15 protein-coding genes are annotated in these 18,868 nt (G+C 47.6%); 8 read left to right on the top strand and 7 right to left on the bottom strand.

Going from position 1 to position 18,868, the window contains the following annotated elements; all coding sequences use genetic code 11:
• Nucleotides 1–293: 293 nt before the first annotated feature.
• A complete protein-coding gene (locus tag ABW391_RS20725; protein ID WP_353483827.1) occupies nucleotides 294–2,459 on the bottom strand; it encodes an alpha-galactosidase in 2,166 nt (721 codons plus the stop codon).
• A gap of 21 nt (nucleotides 2,460–2,480) precedes the next feature.
• A complete protein-coding gene (locus tag ABW391_RS20720) occupies nucleotides 2,481–3,395 on the bottom strand; it encodes an ROK family protein (protein WP_353483826.1) in 915 nt (304 codons plus the stop codon).
• Nucleotides 3,396–3,606: 211 nt separating this feature from the next.
• On the opposite strand from ABW391_RS20720, the gene ABW391_RS20715 reads away from it, so the two are divergent.
• On the top strand, nucleotides 3,607–5,097 hold the full coding sequence (locus tag ABW391_RS20715) for a leucyl aminopeptidase family protein (protein ID WP_353483825.1): 1,491 nt from the start codon (nucleotides 3,607–3,609) through the stop codon (nucleotides 5,095–5,097).
• A 49-nt stretch (nucleotides 5,098–5,146) separates the two neighbouring features.
• On the opposite strand, the gene ABW391_RS20710 is transcribed toward ABW391_RS20715, so the two are convergent.
• The 4 genes from ABW391_RS20710 to ABW391_RS20695 form a co-directional block, all read right to left on the bottom strand.
• Nucleotides 5,147–7,606: a S9 family peptidase gene (locus ABW391_RS20710; protein WP_353483824.1), complete on the bottom strand. Its 2,460-nt coding sequence runs from the start codon at nucleotides 7,604–7,606 to the stop codon at nucleotides 5,147–5,149.
• 183 nt (nucleotides 7,607–7,789) lie between these two features.
• Nucleotides 7,790–8,827: an oxygen-dependent tRNA uridine(34) hydroxylase TrhO gene (trhO, locus tag ABW391_RS20705; protein WP_353483823.1), complete on the bottom strand. Its 1,038-nt coding sequence runs from the start codon at nucleotides 8,825–8,827 to the stop codon at nucleotides 7,790–7,792.
• Between the two features lie 67 nt (nucleotides 8,828–8,894).
• On the bottom strand, nucleotides 8,895–9,227 hold the full coding sequence (locus tag ABW391_RS20700) for a heavy metal-binding domain-containing protein (RefSeq protein WP_353483822.1): 333 nt from the start codon (nucleotides 9,225–9,227) through the stop codon (nucleotides 8,895–8,897).
• Nucleotides 9,228–9,367: 140 nt separating this feature from the next.
• Nucleotides 9,368–9,955, bottom strand: coding sequence for a Uma2 family endonuclease (locus tag ABW391_RS20695; protein WP_353483821.1), 588 nt, complete (start codon nucleotides 9,953–9,955; stop codon nucleotides 9,368–9,370).
• Nucleotides 9,956–10,121: 166 nt separating this feature from the next.
• Here ABW391_RS20695 and serC point away from each other — a divergent pair, with 166 nt between their 5' ends.
• Nucleotides 10,122–11,195: a 3-phosphoserine/phosphohydroxythreonine transaminase gene (serC, locus tag ABW391_RS20690; protein WP_353483820.1), complete on the top strand. Its 1,074-nt coding sequence runs from the start codon at nucleotides 10,122–10,124 to the stop codon at nucleotides 11,193–11,195.
• A 201-nt stretch (nucleotides 11,196–11,396) separates the two neighbouring features.
• Nucleotides 11,397–12,131 carry a M48 family metallopeptidase gene (locus tag ABW391_RS20685; protein ID WP_353483819.1) on the top strand — a complete coding sequence of 245 codons (735 nt, stop codon included), beginning with the start codon at nucleotides 11,397–11,399 and terminating at the stop codon, nucleotides 12,129–12,131.
• 88 nt (nucleotides 12,132–12,219) lie between these two features.
• Here ABW391_RS20685 and ABW391_RS20680 read toward each other — a convergent pair whose 3' ends face one another.
• Nucleotides 12,220–14,211 (bottom strand): peptidoglycan-binding domain-containing protein, encoded by a 1,992-nt coding sequence (locus ABW391_RS20680; protein WP_353483818.1) that lies wholly within the window; start codon nucleotides 14,209–14,211, stop codon nucleotides 12,220–12,222.
• Nucleotides 14,212–14,656: 445 nt separating this feature from the next.
• Here ABW391_RS20680 and ABW391_RS20675 point away from each other — a divergent pair, with 445 nt between their 5' ends.
• From ABW391_RS20675 to ABW391_RS20655, 5 genes are all read left to right on the top strand, one after another.
• Nucleotides 14,657–14,953: a muconolactone Delta-isomerase family protein gene (locus ABW391_RS20675; RefSeq protein ID WP_353483817.1), complete on the top strand. Its 297-nt coding sequence runs from the start codon at nucleotides 14,657–14,659 to the stop codon at nucleotides 14,951–14,953.
• Between the two features lie 211 nt (nucleotides 14,954–15,164).
• The gene (locus ABW391_RS20670; protein WP_353483816.1) at nucleotides 15,165–15,710 is read left to right on the top strand and encodes a 5' nucleotidase, NT5C type; all 546 of its coding nucleotides are present in this window, start codon (nucleotides 15,165–15,167) and stop codon (nucleotides 15,708–15,710) included.
• Entirely contained in the window at nucleotides 15,697–16,110 is a 414-nt protein-coding gene (locus ABW391_RS20665; protein WP_353483815.1) for a GtrA family protein, read from the top strand. Before ABW391_RS20670 ends, ABW391_RS20665 begins: the two co-directional genes overlap by 14 nt.
• Nucleotides 16,111–16,189: 79 nt before the next feature.
• Nucleotides 16,190–16,759 (top strand): phosphoribosylglycinamide formyltransferase, encoded by a 570-nt coding sequence (gene purN / locus ABW391_RS20660; protein WP_353483814.1) that lies wholly within the window; start codon nucleotides 16,190–16,192, stop codon nucleotides 16,757–16,759.
• Nucleotides 16,760–16,798: 39 nt separating this feature from the next.
• Nucleotides 16,799–18,817, top strand: a complete 2,019-nt coding sequence (locus ABW391_RS20655) for an SPOR domain-containing protein (protein ID WP_353483813.1) — start codon at nucleotides 16,799–16,801, stop codon at nucleotides 18,815–18,817.
• Nucleotides 18,818–18,868 lie beyond the last annotated feature (51 nt).

Genomic DNA, 18,868 nt, shown 5'->3' with positions numbered 1-18,868 from the left:
TTTTTGGCATAGCAGCAAAAATAGGCAATTTGTCATTTAATTCTGTCCAGATACTTGATGCAAAAAGTAACCAAAAAAATCAAGGCTGTATTGAAATCCTACGATTTTGCGAAAGCTCCGGCGGCGCGAAAAAAACTCGTCCCTCCTGCGTCGGGACTCAAACAGTTTTTCGCTTGACCCGCCTCCACTTCCGCAAAATCGGGATTTCAATAAGGCCTTTCCCACATTGCTACAGATATTTTAGGTTAGGTGGACGTTTAAGTGCTGCGAAATGTGAGTTAGTTAGAGATTGTTTATTTCTCAATTACATACCAATTGTAGCCTTCTGCCGGAATTTCTACTTGTAGGGTAGCCTCGTAGGCCCGATTCAGCTTCAAACGCAGCGGTTTGCCTCCTTTTTCCCGAAATGCAGCACTCTCGGTCAACCCGGTATAATAAAGCGGCACTTGAATGCTCCGTTTGATCGGCACTTTGAGCGGATTGTACAGCATCATCAGTCCTTTTTCGGGCAAATTGGGGTCTACGTGCAGAATGCCATCCCAATCCCGGCCATCGGGCCTGCGCAAGTGGATCACATCAGCGTTCAAAATCTTGCGGTATTGTTTGTACCATTTTACAATCCGAATCACGGTTTGTTTGGTCTGTTCCGTATCATACAACCTTGGACCGCGATAGCAAGCCTGAATTCCTGCGCCGTAATATTGCACCATCAATTGCTCGTAATCCTGCAAATGTTCGGATAATGGCTCCAACACGGCCTCTGCTCCGCCTCCCTGATACACAGTAAGGGGCACAAAACCCCAACCCATGGAAGGCGATTTTTCCCAGGTGCCATCAAAAATGTTTTGCCGATTGAGGATCTTTTGCTGCGCCCGTGGCAAAGAGAAATTTACTTCACGATAGCCCAAGGCAATCTTGTGGGTGCCATCTAGAAAGTACCAATCGGGGGCGTTGACATAGATACCATTTTCATTGCACCAATGGTACAGGCTTTTTTGGAGCTCCATCTGCCGCCATTGCGAGTCGTCGAGGCCGCGGTGACCGGGGTGAGTCGTTGAGGCACACCTGTCGCCAGGATAAGGGCCATCGTTTTCAAAGATATTGAATCCCGTTTTAGACATGAAGTACTTGAGCTTGGCCAGGTAGGCCAGTCCCCATTTGCTGCCAAAACAGGGCGCATTGCCAAAAAAAGCGCCACCAGTTTTGCCCGTGCGGGGGTTGATCACATCGTCTTCTTCGCTGATGCGGCGACTGCTGAACAGGGAATAACTTCCAATCAGGATGTTTTTGCTGTGTGCGTAGTCGCTCAGGGTTTTCCAACGTTGAATATTAGCGGCACTGGTATCCTCCATTTGACAATGACTGCCGAAGCTCAGGATTAGTCCTTCATAACCCGTCTCCGCGCACTGATCCACGGCATTTTTTACTTCCTGGTCGTTTTTGCTGATTAGGTGCATAAAAATGGGGTTTTGGGTCGTCCAGGGCGCGATGCTGCGGTACATTTTGCGCACCATCAGGCCACGGCGCTCGCGGTCGTAGCTGTCCATCAGCAGCTCATAGGTACGGATCGACTGGAAGGTTTCACCCACCTGCAATTCGATGCCCGGTGCATAATCGGGGTACACTTCCAGCACGCAAGGCGTTTCATAATTGTAATTGACCTGGGAGGTATAGCTCGAATCCGTTTTCCAATGGGTGGTTTGGTCGCTGATTTCGTAGCGCATGGCATTGTTGAAGGCATAGTTGGTTTCAATGTAAATGCCCTGGGGCTTTTTCATCTGGGCAGGACTGCCTACTACCGCGCTTTCTTCTTCTGGCGTTGCCAAAATTTCATTGATTACTCGATCCAGTTTGTAGCTGCGGGTTGACTGGATGTTTTCGATGCTGACCCATTTGGACAACAGCGGCAATCCATCGAACAGCGCATAATGCACAGTTACCTTCAACCCTGCCAAGGCCGGGGAAGGATGGTTGAATACCAAACTCAACACTTTGCCCTTTGCTTGAGCAGGATTGCCCGTCCAGGTGGCTGATTTCCATTTGAGGTAAGGCTGCAAGTCGCTGATTGCATAGGATTGGAATTGAAAATCGTTGTCACCTGCGGTAAAACCGTCTAGCCATGCAGGCAACAAATAGGCTTGTTCCTTTTGGCCATACAATCCGCCGATGGCATAGGTTTTTCCATTGATGGAGACCTTTGCTTCGGGTTTGATGGCCCGCAAAAGTTGTTGCCCGCTACTGAGGTTGTAGTAATCAAAGCAAACCAAATTGGGTTGCAGGCGAAAGCTCCGGCGCAAAAAACCGTTGTTGAGTTCAAGGGTTTTGCCATCGGGATGCACCAAAACCTGAGCTTTAGCAGTAGCAGGATGGATCAACCAATCGACTGGGCGAACTTGCGCCTTCAGCAAAATGGAAGTACTCCAAAAAAGGAGAATCGGCAGAAAAAAACGCAGAGACATAGGTGTTTTTTTTAAATTCAATCAATCAGCAACTAAAAACGCTGCGCCAAAAACCCCGGCACTGTCCCCGAGTTTGGGCTTGAGGATAACCGTATCCAGTCGAGGGTTGAACACAAATTGCTTGATGCGTTCGATGCCTTCGGTGTACAACAAATCGATGTTGCCCACGCCGCCGCCCAATACAATCACATCGGGATCCAGAATATTGATCAGGTTGGCCATGGCTTTTCCAAAAAAATGGAGCATGCGCTCAATGGTAGCTGTGGCGTGCAGGTCGGTATTGGCCTGGTAATGTGCCATGATTTCCTTCATGTCGAGGTTGTTGCCGGAAATGGATTGGTAAAAACGTTCGAGAGAAGGTCCGGCAATCACCATTTCTACGCAGCCGACATTGTCGCAGTAGCACTTGCCGCCTGACTCGTCCAGAAAACTGTGTCCCCATTCTCCTCCGATGCCTTGTCGCCCGTTCCAGACTTTGCCATCGATTACCAATCCGCCGCCCACTCCTGTACCCATGATGACCCCAAAAACCATTCGGGCATTCGGCATCACCTCCTGTACAATGCCCATGTTTGCTTCCGCTACCGCGAAACAATTGGCGTCGTTGGCCAATTCAAAAGGGAGATTGAGCCTCGCTTCCAAATCCCGTTTGAAGTGCATATCATTGATGCAGGTGGTATTGCTGTTTTTCATGGTTTGGGTAAGTGGATCCAGGGCACCTGGTGTTCCCATTCCAATAGAGGTTGGTTGCAAGCCGGATTCTTTTTTCATCAACTCAATCAAAGTCCCGATTTGGTTGATGATGTGTTGATAGCCCTGTTCTTTTTCGGTGGGAATGCGCAGCCGAGTCAGTACTTGCGGGTCTTCTTTACTCTTGAGAATTACGCCTTCTATTTTGGTTCCTCCCAGGTCAATGCCCCAAAGTGGCTTCGTCATCGTGGATGTATTTGTTAGAAATTAGCCTAAACTGTCCTAAATACCATTTATCCCTTAAAAATACCATCTTTCCTTTATTTTTACGGTCAATCTGAAAATCTGGCACAATAGCCCAGGTTTAAGGCAATTTTTTATTTCAAATGACCTCTAAGGAACCGATGTGAAACATCAACAAATTCATCGGTAAACAGGTAAAGTTCAGTTCGGGAAAATGAGAATAAATTGGCAGAGTGGTTGGGTCGGGGGCGCACAGCAAATATTGATCCCTGTAAGCAACAATCAAGGCGAATGGCAACAAGGCCTTGAAAAAATCGCAAATCAGTTGGGACTGTCGATGGGGGCAGCGCTCCATGATTTTAAAGCAGAAGTTGGGGAAACCCTCGTTTTATACGGGCAGCAGGGCAAGGTTTTTTTGCTTGGATTGGGGAGTTCCGGGAGTTTTCCCGATTTCCTGAAGGCAGCTCGCCTGTTTTCGGCCCGGCAAAAAAACAAGTTGTCGACTCACTTGGACATCTACCTCGAACAATGTACGCTCGATCAAGTACAACAACATTCTTGCATCGAAGCGCTGGTCAATGGCTTGTACCTGGGGACTTATGATGCCGGAAAATACAAAACCACCGAATCCGATCTGCATCCACTTGCCACGGCAGAAGCAAGTTTGACTTTTTATTTGCCTGCTGATTTTGACCAGGCTGCGGTAGCCAACGCCGTTGAACGGGGCCGGGTCATTGCCGAAACGCAACTTGCGGTTTTTGACCTGATCAATGCCCCTGGAAACAAAAAGTACCCTGCCCAATTGGCAACTTTTGCCCAGGCAGCCGGAGTACGCGGGAATTTCTCGGTAAGAGTTTTGGAAAAAGCCCAATTGGAGGCAGAAGGATTCCATGCGTTGCTGGCGGTCAATCAAGGCAGCCCCGAGCCCCCGGTTTGTGTGGTCATGGAGTACGTACCCAGCCAACCCGCACTGAGTACCATTGGTTTAGTTGGAAAAGGAGTCACCTTCGATACGGGCGGAATTTCGATCAAACCTTCGGCCAGCATGCACCACATGAAGAGCGACATGAGTGGCGCCGCAGCCGTATTCGGCACCATCGAAGTGGCGGCCAGGTTAAACCTGCCGTTTCACCTCATTGGCATTGCGCCTGCTACCGAAAACAGCGTAGATGCCGAATCCCTTAAACCCGGTGATGTGATTGGATCTTACAATGGCAAAACGATTGAAGTAACCGATACCGACGCAGAAGGCCGTTTGATTTTGGCTGATGCCTTGTCGTATCTCGTACGCAACTACAAGGTGGACGCTATCGTGGATCTGGCTACCCTCACTGGAAGTGCAGCCCGGATTTTGGGAACACATGCAGCTTGTTTCTTTGCCAACGACGATGCCTTGGCCGATGCGCTGGCGCAAGCTGGCGACGCCAGCGGCGAACGGATGTGGCGCTTGCCCTTGTGGGATGTGTACAAAGATGAACTGAAATCGGATGTAGCAGATTTGCGCAATTTCAGCGGAAAACCAGCTGCGGGCGCCATCAGCGCTGCCAAGTTTCTGGAAGTATTTATCGAAGAGCATCCTTCCTGGGCGCACCTGGATATTGCAGGTGTGGCGTATGGCGATTCGGAATTTTTGCCCCACAAAACAGCCAGTTCCTATGGGGTAAGGTTGTTGGTGGAGTGGCTGGTGGCCAAGATGAGGGCATAAAAATGTTGCGAAGGAGCTTTGCGCTCCCTCGCAACATTCCTTTTAAATATTAAGGCTTCAGCCCAGCTTTGGTTCCTTCTGCCGGAGCAGACTTCACATATTTCTCCAACCAGTTGAATTGCTCTGCCAACATGTGCAGGATATTTTCCCGGCCAGCATAACCATGGCTTTCGTAAGGCAAGCTCACGTATTTCACGGTACCGCCGTGGCCTTTGATGGCATTGAACATGCGCTCACTTTGAATCGGGAAGGTTCCCGTGTTGTTGTCCGTATCTCCGTGGATCAACAAGATGGGCGTTTTGATTTTATTGGCGTAGCTGAAAGGGCTCATCTCGTGGTACAAGTCGGGATTTTCCCAATACGTCCGGTCTTCGTTTTGAAAACCAAATGGCGTAAGCGTGCGGTTGTAAGCACCACTGCGGGCAATACCCCCTTTGAACAAGTTGGTGTGGGCCAACAAGTTGGCGGTCATGAATGCCCCATAACTGTGGCCACCCACCGCCATGCGATTTTTGTCGCCAACGCCTAGATCTGATAGTTTACCAATGGCCGCTTCGGCATTCATTTTGAGCTGATCGATGAAGTCATCGTTGGGTTTTTTATCCGCGGAGGTAGCCACGATGGGCATTTCAGCGTTGTTGAGTACCGCATAACCCTGGGTTACATAATAGATGGGTGAACCCCAGTTCAACAAAGTAAAGCGGTGTTCACTGCCGCGAATTTGGGCAGCATCCGCTGCTGAGTTGTACTCTGCGGGATAAGCCCAAATCAGGGTGGGCAAGGGGCCGTCGCGTTTGGCATCGTACCCTTTGGGCAAGTACAGGTCTCCGGTCAGGTCTACGCCGTCGGCGCGTTTGTAGCTGATTTTCTGCTTACTAACCCCTTCCAATTGTGGATATGGATTGGCAAAACTGGTGATCTGCCGGTCGGCAATGCGCAGTTTCAGGTCTTTCAGCCAGTAATTGGGCATGGTGGTTTCGTTTTCTCGCCGGGTGAGCAAGGTCAACTTATCGGAGTCCAAAACCCGGATAACCGATTCAAATGAACCTTCGGGACAACGCCAGAGGATTTCACTTTTCTTGGAATTGAGGTCAAATACGGCCAAAAATGGCAAATCTCCCTTGGGCGAAGCACCAGTGGGATTGTTCATCAGGATTTTGTTGCCGTTGTCGATGGTTTGGATAACCTGACGGTTGTAGGCGTTGGAGGTGGTGACCGGGTTGCCGGGGTTGCTGTATGCGTCGGTGGTATTGCGCTCCATCAATTTGCTCAATTCGCCAGTACCAGGATTGAAGCGATTGGTGCGCACCATTTGCTTACTGCCGAGGCCTTCTGAAACGAGGGCCAGACTGGAGTTGCCCCAAGCGGTATTGTAATAGCGCAATTCCGTTTTGAACAGTTCCTTGGCTTCTCCCGTAAACGGTGCGTTGAGGGCATATACCGCATCGTGAAAGTCCACTTTTTTTCGCATCAATCCACTGTCCAAAGGCATGCACCACACGATGGTAGCAGCTTCGTCGTCGCGCCACTCGATGCCCCGGGGTACGTTTTGTACGTTGTCGCGGCCACTTGGAGCCGTTTCAGCGGAGGGCAATTCCACCAGGTTTTTGACCATTTTGCCCGCAAGATCGGTGATGGCTACGGTAGCAGGAAAACCAAAAGCAGTAACGGTATAAGAAAATGGTTTTTTCAAGGTGCGGATGAGCAGGTAATTTTTATTTGGCGAAACATCGATGTTGGCATAAATGGCAGGTTGGCCAATTTTGGTTTCCACCCCATTCACATTTTTCACCAATTGTGCAGTGCCATAAAACGCAAACAATTGCTCATCGTGTGGGCTTTTGATCAAGTCCTGGAAGGTGGGTCGGGGAGAAGCCTTGCCGTAGCTCTCTTGTACTGCCGGGCCTTTGGGCATGAGGGGTTTGGGGGGCGCACTTGAGGCCGGAGCCAAAGTAGTGCGGTACAGCAAGGTATTGTCATCGTACCATTGGTAAGTAGCCCCCAATAGCGCATTCAACGCCGTTTTGTTGACTTTTACAGCTTTTTGAGTAGGCACATCAATGACGTAAAGATCAACCCTGTCGGTAGTGGTTTGGGTAAAAGCAATTTTTTTATCGTTGGGGCTCCAACTTACATTGCCTGCAAAAAGTGGCGTGGGCAAGCCGGTGATTTTTAATTCTTTGCCCGTAGTGATGTTCTTGAGGTACAGGTTGTTGATGAAGTTTTGGCGACTTGGTGCATAGTTTTTTGGGTTGATGCGCAAACCGGCAATCCGCAATTCGGGTTGAGCCAATTCCTCTACCGAGGGATAGCTGTTGTAGTCGGTAAGGAGCATCCACTCTCCTTTTTCGTTTACATTGACGCTGGACGCAGGTTTGGCCAGCAACAAATCGGAGACGGTTTTGGGCGGCACCTTGTACGCCATATCGTCTTGGGAAAGCAATAAAAAAGGCGTGCTAGTGACCATCAGCAAGCAGGTGATTGTAGCTAAAAGTTGTCGAGTCATCATGACCATTGATTTTATTTACAGTAAAGTAGCTACAATCTGGTAAACGGGCAAGCTGCGTTAGGCCATATATCGTCGAGTGGGTGATTTTAGGGTACATACGATCAGGTGGTGTAGATAAGAGACTTTCAAAAAACATTGGGAATGTTGCCAACTACATAATGTTCTGAATTTGCAAAAAAAACACTATTGCTGGTTTTTTTTTATCAATGCCCGGTAGCGTCCTTTTCCAAATCTCGCTCCGTTGAATTCCATCGTACCTTTCAAGTTTTCTTGTTCTTCAGCAGGCAGCTGCGAAAAATCGGCACATTCTTTTGAACAGCAGGCTTGGCATTTGACCGCGCACTCTTCGCATTGAATGAAGAGTACGTGGCAAGCGTCATTTGAGCAGTTTTTGTAGTTATCGCAGATTTTGCCGCATTGATGGCAGTGGGCAACCACCTCTTCGGAAATGCGCTCGCCAATGCGCTCGTCAAATACGAAGTTTTTGCCAATGAATTTGTTGGGCAAGCCTTGCTGCTCACATTGGTGGGCATACTCGATGATGCCGCCGTCTACCATAAATACGTTGTCGAATCCTTTGTGGAGGTAGTAGGCGCTGGCTTTTTCGCAGCGGATGCCTCCGGTGCAGTACATCACAATGTTTTTGTCGCGGTCTTCCTTCAACAGGTCTTCTACCAGGAGCAGCGCTTTGCGAAAAGTTTCCACGTCGGGGCGAATGGCGCGTTCAAAATAGCCCACTTCGCTTTCATAATGGTTGCGCATGTCTACCACAATCGTTTCAGGATCATCGAGCAAGGCATTGACTTCGGGGGCGCGCAGGTGTTTGCCCCGCTTGGTCACATCGAAGCTCGCATCGTTTAGTCCATCGGCCACAATTTTTTCGCGCACCTTGATGGTGAGCTTAAAAAAAGACTTGCCTTCTTTTTCCACGGCAATGTTCAGGCGCGCACCGTCCAGCCATGGAATGCTGTACAGTGTGGTTTTGAATGCCTCAAACTGCTCGGTTGGCACCGACATTTGCCCGTTGATCCCTTCGTGGGCCACATAGATGCGCCCCAGTACCTCACATTCGCTCAATTGCAGGTAGAGCTGATCCCGAAAGGCTTGAGGATCTTCCAACTGGTGGTACTTGTAAAATGAAAGCGTTGTGCGTTGTTCATCGCTTTCTTCCAAGCGTTTCTTTAGCTTCAGGTTGTTGACCCGGTTGAATAATCTTTTCATTGCAACCAATCAATTTTTGCGTCATACTAAGGAATAAAGGGTGGTATTTCAGGGCAAAAAAGTCAAGTTACTCCACAGGTTTCTTTTGCGGATTTTCCTTAAACAGCTTTTTATTGATTGCTTCTGCATCGGGCAAATTCGGATTGTACATGTAATGCATGCCACAAACCGGACAGCTGCCATATGTTTCGCTGCCACTACCAGGGCAATGCATGGGGCACTGGTATTTGGCGGAATATTCTTTACCTTCTGCGGTTGGTTCAGTAGCCGGCGCTACAGCAGCTTCGGTGCTTTCCGCCTTTTCTTTTTGCTCCCCTGCTTGATCTTGGCCGCCGCAAGCCCAAACGCCAAGCACCAACAACAACATGCTGATGCCAGTACGAATTGAAATCGTGTTCATATTGATTTTTTTACGTTATGGAGTATGGTTAAACATGCTCTCAGAGGATCAAAATTAGCGATAAAAGGCGAATGATCAATTATGGCAGCCCACAAAATCATCGATGGTAAGTGAATTAAACCCTTTTAATGCGGCCTAGACTATTCCGCTTTCAGCTGATCCATGATTTTTTGGAGGTTGAAATGGATTCCATCCATTACGGGTACGTCTTCTTCCCAGGCAAAAGTCTGGATTTCTTCACCGGGGAGAATGACTTTAACGATTTGCGCATCGGTAAAAATCCAGATGATTTTTTTTACACCAAAGGCCAGGAGTTGCTGGTTTTTGCGGTCAAAATAATCAATGGTTGCGCCGGGAGAATCTAGATCTGCTTTGGTATCGATTTCAATGGCTATTTCGGGGGGATTGGCGGAGTACTTGGTGCTGAGTACGAAGTTTTCTTTGGTGAAAATCGCTAAATCAGCGGCTCTGGTTTTTGATTTGCCAAGCTGTAAACCTTGCTCACCGCCAGTAATAATGTAAAGAGAAGAAAGTAAGGCTCTGATAATCGAACCGAGTTCCATTTTGAGCCACGCTTGCAGTGTGCTATCTGCCATAACTTCTTCAGGGTTTTTTTGGCCTAATAATACATCACGGTAACCTTTGTAATAGATGGGCATGCCTTCATCTAGCTCGTAGATGAGGTAAGCAGGTATTTCCTTTGGTTTGGCAACAGCAGTAAGGGTCATCTTCACCAATTTTATTCAAATATATCGTGTTTGAAGCAAAGTTCAAAGTGGAAAAGCCTGGTTAGAATCTTTCCCGTCGTAAAAAAAGCTGCAAAACGTCCATTTTTTCCCAGCACGCACCACTGAGAAAAACTATTTTTGCACCACTAAAAAATTCTCACACCCAATGAAGAAGCACAATTTCAGCGCTGGACCAGCCATTCTGCCAGCCTCAGTCCTTGAAGAAGCTGCCCGTGGCGTTTTAAACATCAACGATAGCGGCCTTTCTATTTTAGAGATTTCCCACCGCAGCAAAGACTTCATCGCCATTGCTGCTCAAGCTGAGCAACTGGTACGCGAGCTGTTGAACCTCAGCGATGAATACGCAGTCATGTTCCTTTCTGGTGGAGCCAGCTCCCAGTTCTTCATGGCGCCGATGAATTTGCTCAATGAAGACGAAACGGCTTGCTACGTCAATACGGGCAGTTGGGCGGATAAAGCAGCCAAAGAAGCCAAAAATTTTGGTAAAATAGAGACCCTGGCTTCTTCCAAAGATCAAAACTACACCTTCATCCCTCGGGGATGGGAAGTGCCAGCGTACGCGAAGTACTTACACCTGACCAGCAACAACACCATCTACGGTACGCAGTACCACTGGTGGCCAGATACCGAAGTGCCGATTGTATGCGATATGTCTTCCGACATGTTTAGCCGCACCATCCCGGTTGAAAAATTTGGATTGATCTACGCTGGCGCTCAAAAAAACATGGGGCCTGCAGGAACGACGTTGGTTATCGTGCGCAAAGACTTGTTGGGCAAAGTAACCCGTACGATTCCTTCAATGTTGCAATACACCACGCACATCGAAAACGACAGCATGTACAACACCCCTCCAGTGTACGCGATTTACGTATCGATGCTGACCCTGAAATGGATCAAGGAGCAAGGTGGCCTTACGGCAATGGAAGCACACAACCAGGCCAAAGGGGACTTGTTTTACAACGAATTGGATGCCAATCCACTGTTTCATGGCACGGTTACCGTCAAAGAAGACCGTTCGTTGATGAACCCCACTTTCCTGGCCATCAACGAAGAAGTTGACAAGGCTTTTGATACCGCTGCCAAAGCTGTGGGCATCGATGGCATTCGGGGGCACCGCTCGGTAGGTGGTTTCCGCGCTTCGATGTACAACGCCATGCCACTCGAAGGTGTACAGGTATTGGTAGATGTGATGAAGGATATTGCCCAGAAAATGGGGTGATTTTTTTCAATGTCCAATATCCAATAATCAATGTCCAATTTCCACGCGAGCTTGGATTCATGATTAGTCCAAGTTTTTTCTCACGGGTGTAGGTTTCGAAGCCTGCATCCGCGAATGAGAATAGAGCTTAATCATGAATGTACACCCGCGTGGAAATTGGATATTGGATATTGGATATTGGATAATGATTATTGAACAACCATGTTGTTTCCTGCTTCGATTACCCTAGATGGTTACCACATTCCGGTCAAGGTGATTCGTGAGCGCCGGACATCTTTTCGGGCTGCTACCGGAAAGGATGGATTCATATTGCGTTTACCCAAGCGCCTGATCAAAAGTGAAGAACAACGCGCCTGGACCTGGTTTGAAACCTGGGCCAAACAATTGCACCAAGACAAGCCGGACTTCATTCAACGCTTTGTCAGCAAAAATTACGCAGACGGTGACACTTTGCAAGTAGGATCTCGCCGCTATAGCATTGGCATCAGCCTGGAAGAACGGGCCAGTCACTCGGCCAAGCTCCACCCCAATCGCTACATTCAATTGAACCTGGTACATTCAGTCAGTACCGAAGAGCGCAACAAAGCCGCAGCCACCTTGCTGAGTCGAGTGGTTGCCAAAGATTTTCTGCCTGAATTTTCTCGCCGCGTGGAAGAACTCAACCGCCTTTATTTTTCCAAATCCATCAAGAGCATCAATTTCAAAAATACGAGTTCGCGTTGGGGCAGTTGCTCCAACACGGGCAATCTCAATTTTTCGACCCGCCTGCTTTTTGCTCCTGCCGATGTAGTAGACTACGTCATCATCCACGAACTGGCCCACCTGATCGAAATGAACCACTCGGATCGCTTTTGGGCGTTGGTGTCACAAGCCATGCCGGAATACAAGGAGAAGGAGAAGTGGCTGAAAGTGAATGGGAGTGGATTGGGGTTTTGAGGGCATAAAAATGGCCACGAAGACCCAATTGTGGAAACCTTCGTGGTCAAGTCTATTAGCCTATCAATGGCATGCTAGCCAAGCGCTCCTATTCAAACCGTTTCAAATAGGGGCTGGTCAGTGTATGCTGAATGGCCAAGGCCAGGTATCGTGCCTGAGGTACTGGCAGCCCCTGATTCATAAAATGATTTTCCAGTTCTACCTGAGTTTGGTAAAAAACGACCCGGAACGCCCGAACCAGTTCTCCGTGCAGCGGGTCCTGTGCTGCCCAGATGTTGAGTTTGTTCATCAATTCAAGTGACCAAGTATCGAGTTGGGTTTGATCGTTGGCAGAAAGCTGAATTTTGCCTGCAAAAAGCAGTGCGCGGTGTTCGTTGGCCTGCTTCAGAAGGGTTTCGTTGGGTTGCTCTACGCCAATGTCTTCAGATAGCAATTGCAGTACTTTACCTACTTCTTCTTGCTGGGGTTCCTGATCGTCGCAAGCTTGCGTTGGCAGTGGCAAAGAAGAAGAAGCGTTGAACAAGCCCTGCACTTCGGCACTTTCCTGCGGATGCTTGTCATTGAGCCAGCATGGCAAAGGATATTCCTGTCCCAATGCAGCATGCAAGTAATACAGGTGCAGCATCACTTGCCGGAGGTCAACATAAGTGTACACTGCCCGGCTGTCAAAACTGATCTGATTGCCCACATTGCGCGTTGAGAATACATCCCGAATGGCGGTATTCATGTAGTTGTTGGGTTCAAAACCGGGTCCACGGGTAGTGAAGCTATAGTAAGCCAAATAAGCCTTGGACAAGGGGTGATTGATGCTGACCAGGCTCGCACTAGGGTTGGCGTCCTTGTCCAGCTGGTTCAGCATTTTGTTGAGCTTGCTGTTTTCGGTATCAGGTTGATCTGGGCCTTCTTTCACCAGGGCTTTGTAGCGCGACATGATCCGGTTTCGACTTTGGAATTGGTTCCAGGCTTGTTCAACCGTTGGATTGTAAAACCCATCCACCGCATTGCGGTAAGCCCCTTCTTGCACCATGGCCTGTTGCAAGTCTTTGACGGATGCCCGATAAATGGCTACTGGAGCCGCATTGAGCGGGTTGACTTGATTGTTGTTTGTATTTCCAGGCTGAACGTTTCCTCCTTTTGTGCTTGGTGCATTGTTGTAGTTGTAGCTCGGAGGGTTTCCGTTGGCACTATTGTTGCTGTTGTTGGAAGCCTCGTAAGACACTGGGATCTGATTGGCACCTTTGGCGGTAGTCGTGTTGGTGCCAGGATTGTCCCACTTGAATTGGCCATTGCCTGCTGGAGCGTTACGGGCGTTGGTATTTGCATTTGGCGGCGGCACGGTAGAATATCCAGCAGGTACATTGTTCACTCCCGGAATGTTGGCTGCCGTATTGTTATTGTTGCTTTGATTCAACTGGTAATCTACGGGTAAAAACGTAGGTTGAGGCTTCAAAGTCGGTTTGGCTACGTTGACGTTGGTCTTTTTGGGGCCAATTTGGGCAGTAGCACTGATGTTTTTGGGCGGAGTTCCAGTCTCAAATCCACCAATCTGGTGCAAAAAAGTAGGATGAGCAGTGCGCACAAAAGCATCGGCGAAGCCAAAGGCCTGAATGCGGGGCAATTCCTTGCTGGCTGCTTCCAGGCTAGGATAAAATCCAGTTAGCAATTTTGCACCATCGGCATTGGGAATGACATACAGGTCGCCGTTCAACTGCTGGTAGCGCGCCCAGTTTACTGGCGTAGCGGCATCAAAGCTGGCAATTTGAATGGAAGTAACCGATTGGTTGTCGCGTACAACGTACTGTTGGATTTTGGCAGCCGAAAACCCGGTTTTTTTCACTTGATCCAGGATTGTTGCAGCTTCCAGGGCAGTGTCGTATCCGCCGATGTAGACGTCAAAAACCTGATTGGTGCGTTCTTTGGCAAACAAAAAGCCCAAATTCTCTACTGTTTTGTAGTTTTCCGGGCGATTGCCGGAGAAGGTGCCGACCAGAATGGTGTAGTAACTGTTGTTGCTTTGTGCGATCAACGCAGCACAGTTGAGCAAAAGACTGAAAAACAAAATGTGTTTGATGCGTCCCATGGAAATGTTGATTAGGTTCAGAATAAGCGCTTGACAGCATTGTCGTTGTCTCGGTACAAAAATAGGTTTAATTGTCAGGTTTATACACCTTCATTGTGTTAAAAATGTCATTTAGTCAGTTAAACCGAGATGGAACTGAATTTGTTGTATGAAACATAATGCTATAGTGTGTTATTGCATGGTTTTGAAATCATGTGGAAAACTTGTGACTTAAAAACTGCAATTTTTCGATCAAAGAGTGTACATTTTGCCGAAAGAAGTTACTCTAAGTGGGTATTTTTCGTATAAAGAGGAAACTTTACTGCGGTTTATGTAACGATAGTCACAGTTTTTCGTTCAAAAGAGTGCTTAGATTCAGTTTAGAGCTGCAGGTTTAAAGTTTTAGGTTTTGAGTGCAACTCAAGACCCAAAAAACTAGGACTTAACTCAAAACCCTACAAAACTTATGAAACGATCTTACATGGTGGAGTTTGAGCTCCCGGAAAGCCTATCGGAAGAGTTTCTCGCTTTGATTCCAGAGCAAAGAAGCACGGTAGATTACCTGATGTCCGAAGGCAAGATCCGTTCCTATTCCTTGGCATTGGATCGCTCGGTGCTGTGGGTAATCATGGACGCAGATTCAGAATTTGAAGTAATGGAAACCATTGCTCAATTGCCTTTAAGCGACTACATGCATCCTTATATTTCAGAATTGCTGTTTCACAATACTGCAGAAATGGCCTTGCATTTCTCGATGAATTAGGGATCTTTAGGGCGATAAAAAAATAAGTGTTCATTTTGACAGAGGATTAGATAAGTAAACGATTCATTTCAAGTGCCTTATCTAATCCTTTGGCTTAAAAAAAATGAACACTTATTTTTGCCCCACTACTTTGCGCCATTGTTGATGGTGTGGTCGCGTGGTCTATTAAGCGCGCTGCATCGCGTCTCTACATCTCTAAATCAACCCAAACATGAAACGCATTGCCGTAGACATGGACGAGGTCGTTGCCGATGTCTTGCCCAAATTTTTGACTTTGTTTGAGCAATTCAATGGTCGAAGGCCAAGTGAAGAAGAACACCTTGGAAAAAAATTGTATCAATTGCCTGGCGGCGAAAACTTGCGCCAGGCCTTGTTCGAGAAAGGTTTTTTCGCCGATTTGCAACTCATCCCCGGTGCTCAGGCGGGCATTCAAACCTTGATGGATCAAGGTTATGAAATATTTTTTGTGACGGCAGCCCAGGAATTTCGCAATAGCTTTGAAGACAAATACGATTGGCTTTTGCGCCATTTTCCTTCCATTAGCTGGAAAAACTTTGTTTTTTGTGGCGATAAAAGCATCATCCTTACCGATTACCTGATTGATGATCACGCCTTTAACCTGCGCACCTTCAGCGGTAAAGGACTTTTGTTTACCGCTCCACACAACATCAGTGAAACCGAATTTACTCGGGTCAATAACTGGGCGGAGGTATTGGCGTTCTTTGAGCAAGAAAACCTGGCCAATGGCGCTCGTTGATCAATTAAAAACCTTACTGGGACTTAAGCTGAAATACGCTGCTTCAGCGGGTATTGCTACGGCAGTAGATTACGCGGTTTTTTTTAGTTTGACAAAATATCTGGCATTTGCCCCAGTTCAAGCGCAACCCCCTGCTTATGCAGTAGGCGTACTTATTAATTTCCTGATTGCCAGGCGCTATGTTTTTGACCTCAACCGATCAGTCTGGTCGGCGTTTCGCTGGTCTGTACTTGTCTCTCTGGGTGGGTTGACGATTAGTACCGGACTCATTTATTTGTTTGACCACGAGGTGCCATTCCTTCAGGATAAAACCCTTCTCGCCAAAATCCTGACTTCAGGAATTGTCTTTTTTTATAATTTCTACCTCAAAAGACTTGTGTTTGAAGGAAAATTCGTCTAAATATGTAACCAAATTGCTATTGCCGCATTATTGTTTTTAACGCAAATTTTGTTGTATCTTCACGGAAATAAAGTGAGAGGTGAAAAACATTGCCATTTTTGCATCCGGCTCGGGATCAAATGCCCGGAAGATCATGGAATACTTTGCAGATCGGAACGATGTAAGTGTACAATTGGTGGTTTCCAACCGATCTGATGCTGGAGTGTTAAAAATTGCTGAAAGTTTTGGGGTTGATTCAATAGTTATTCAACGCCAAACGTTCTATGAAACAGAAGATGTGTTGTCGGTGTTGAATAAATACGAGATTACCCTGGTCGTTTTGGCAGGATTTTTGTGGCTCGTACCACAATATTTGGTTGAAACATACATAGGGAAAATCATCAACATCCACCCGGCATTGTTGCCCAAATACGGAGGCAAAGGGATGCATGGGATGCATGTTCACGAAGCTGTAAAAAACGCAAATGAAGTCGAAAGTGGCATTACGATCCACTTTGTAAATGACCACTACGACGAAGGTCAAATTATTTTCCAAGCCCGCTGTCAACTTTCACCCACGGATGCTCCGGAAGACATTGCCCGGAAAGTCCTACAATTAGAACACAAACATTACCCGGAAGTCATTAACCAATTACTTCATAGGTTTTAACAAAACCCACGAATGGTTTCGTGGGATAAATGACACACTATGTTGAAAAAGCTTGTTTTTGTACTGTTGAATTTAAGTCTCATCTGCTCCCTGAATGCGCAGAGCGCAAAAAAATTAATGAAACAGGGCGGAGAAGCATTCACCAAAGGAAACTACGTGCAAGCTGCCGACCTCTTTGAGAAATCCTGGCAGAAAGGCAAGAAACCGGAAGCGGCATTTAAAGCTGGCGAAGCTTACTATTTGCTGCGCAATTACCGCAAAGCTTCTGATGCATACGTCAATGTAAAGGACAAAAACGACCAATTTCCTTTGGTTGGTATCAAATACGCCCGCAGCCTCAAGCAGGATGGGCAATACGACAAAGCGTCCAAAGCATTCAGCGATTTTCGCGACAATTACAACGGCGAAGGCAAAGCCGTTTTGGAAGACATCGTACAATCCGAAATTCAAGGTTGTGAATTGGGTAAATTGCTTCCAGCTCAAGCCCAACAAGGGGTTGAAATCAACCATGCCGGTGCTGGAATCAACACCAGCGACAATGAGTTTGCTCCGCTGCCCATCGACAAAGGATTGCTTTATTTCTCTTCTACTATTGGCGGAACTGCGCGGATTTATCGCTCTTCACTGGCTGACAATGCCTGGGGCAAAGGGGCTACGCCTGATAATTTCCCAGTTATCTCCAAAGGACAATACTGCCATGGTTCTTTAACACCGGATGGACAACGGTTTTATTTTACCATCTGTGATGCGGCGGGAACTTTCGACAACCGGACTACCCGCTGCGAGATTTATGTGATCCGCAAACAAGCTACAGGTTGGTCTGCTCCCGAAATGCTTCCTGAATCGATCAACGCCAAAGGCACTACGGCTACCCAACCAAACGTGGTACAAAGTGGGGGCAAAGAAATATTGTACTTCGCTTCCAACCGCACCGGCGGTCGGGGTGGAATGGACTTGTGGTATGTGGATCGCCCAATGAGCGCAACTGGGAATGCTTTTTCAAACCCGGTCAACCTTGGCCCATCCATTAATACCCTGGGTGATGAAATGACGCCCTATTTCAATTCAGGTGAAGGACTGTTGTATTTCGCCTCCAATGGTCAGACTTCCATTGGTGGATTCGACATTTTTTCCGCAAAAGGTGAAATGAGCAATTGGGCACCAGCCGAAAACCTCGGTTTACCGTTCAACTCACCTGCCGACGATTATTATTACATCAAGCAAACAGATGGAGATGGTGGTTTTCTGGTTTCTAACCGCGTCGTACCTGGCGAAAAACTGACAACCAAAGACGACGATATTTTTGAAATCAAAAATAAACTGGTCGTTGCCAAGTTGCAGGGCAGTGTATTTGCCCAGGAAACAGGCGAACCCATCAACAAGTACATCCTTACCCTGAACGAAGTCCGTGCCGATGAATCAGAATCAATTTTGCTGAACCGTGAGTTCACTTCCAGCACGTATGATTTGGAATTGCTGCCCAACCGCAAGTTTCGCGTAGAAATTACCGCACAAGGCTATGCCACAGGCGCTTACACGTTTGTAACCGACAATCCCAGCGGGCAGCCTTATGGCCAACCCCTGATGTTGGTTAGATTGGGGGGAAGCGTGGTAAATACCAATCCTATTGACAACAATCCCTCAGGGAACGGAAATCCAGGTGGCAATCCCGGAGGTACCAATACCAACCCAGGGAAGAACCCTCCTGGTACCCTAAATCCTAGCGGCGGTACTTATACGGCACGCGGATCGGGCCCAGCAGATAAGGAGGAATACGCAACCGATGCGCCCCGGTATGAAGGTGAATACTTCAAAATCCAGTTGGTAGCCTTGAGCAATTTCCGGGCAGATGACAAGCGGTATTCCCCACTTTCAGCCTTGGGCAACCTGCAAACGGAGACCATCATCAGCAAAAAACTGACCCGCGTATTGGTCGCAACGTTTTATACCAAAGACGATGCCAAACGGGCTTTGACTGAAGTGAAAAAGAAAGGATTCACCTTGGCCTTCATCGTAAAATACAACAATGGTGAACGTTATGGTCGGGTAAATTTTTAATGCCTCTTTAATTAAGTTCCAGCACTTAGTAGTGGGGCAAAAATAAGTGAT

It is taken from the genome of Haliscomenobacter sp., assembly GCF_040403615.1.
In the GTDB taxonomy this organism is placed as follows: domain Bacteria; phylum Bacteroidota; class Bacteroidia; order Chitinophagales; family Saprospiraceae; genus Haliscomenobacter.
The sequence above is the reverse complement of the archived record's forward strand: the minus strand, read 5'-3'. Positions and strand labels throughout refer to the sequence as shown.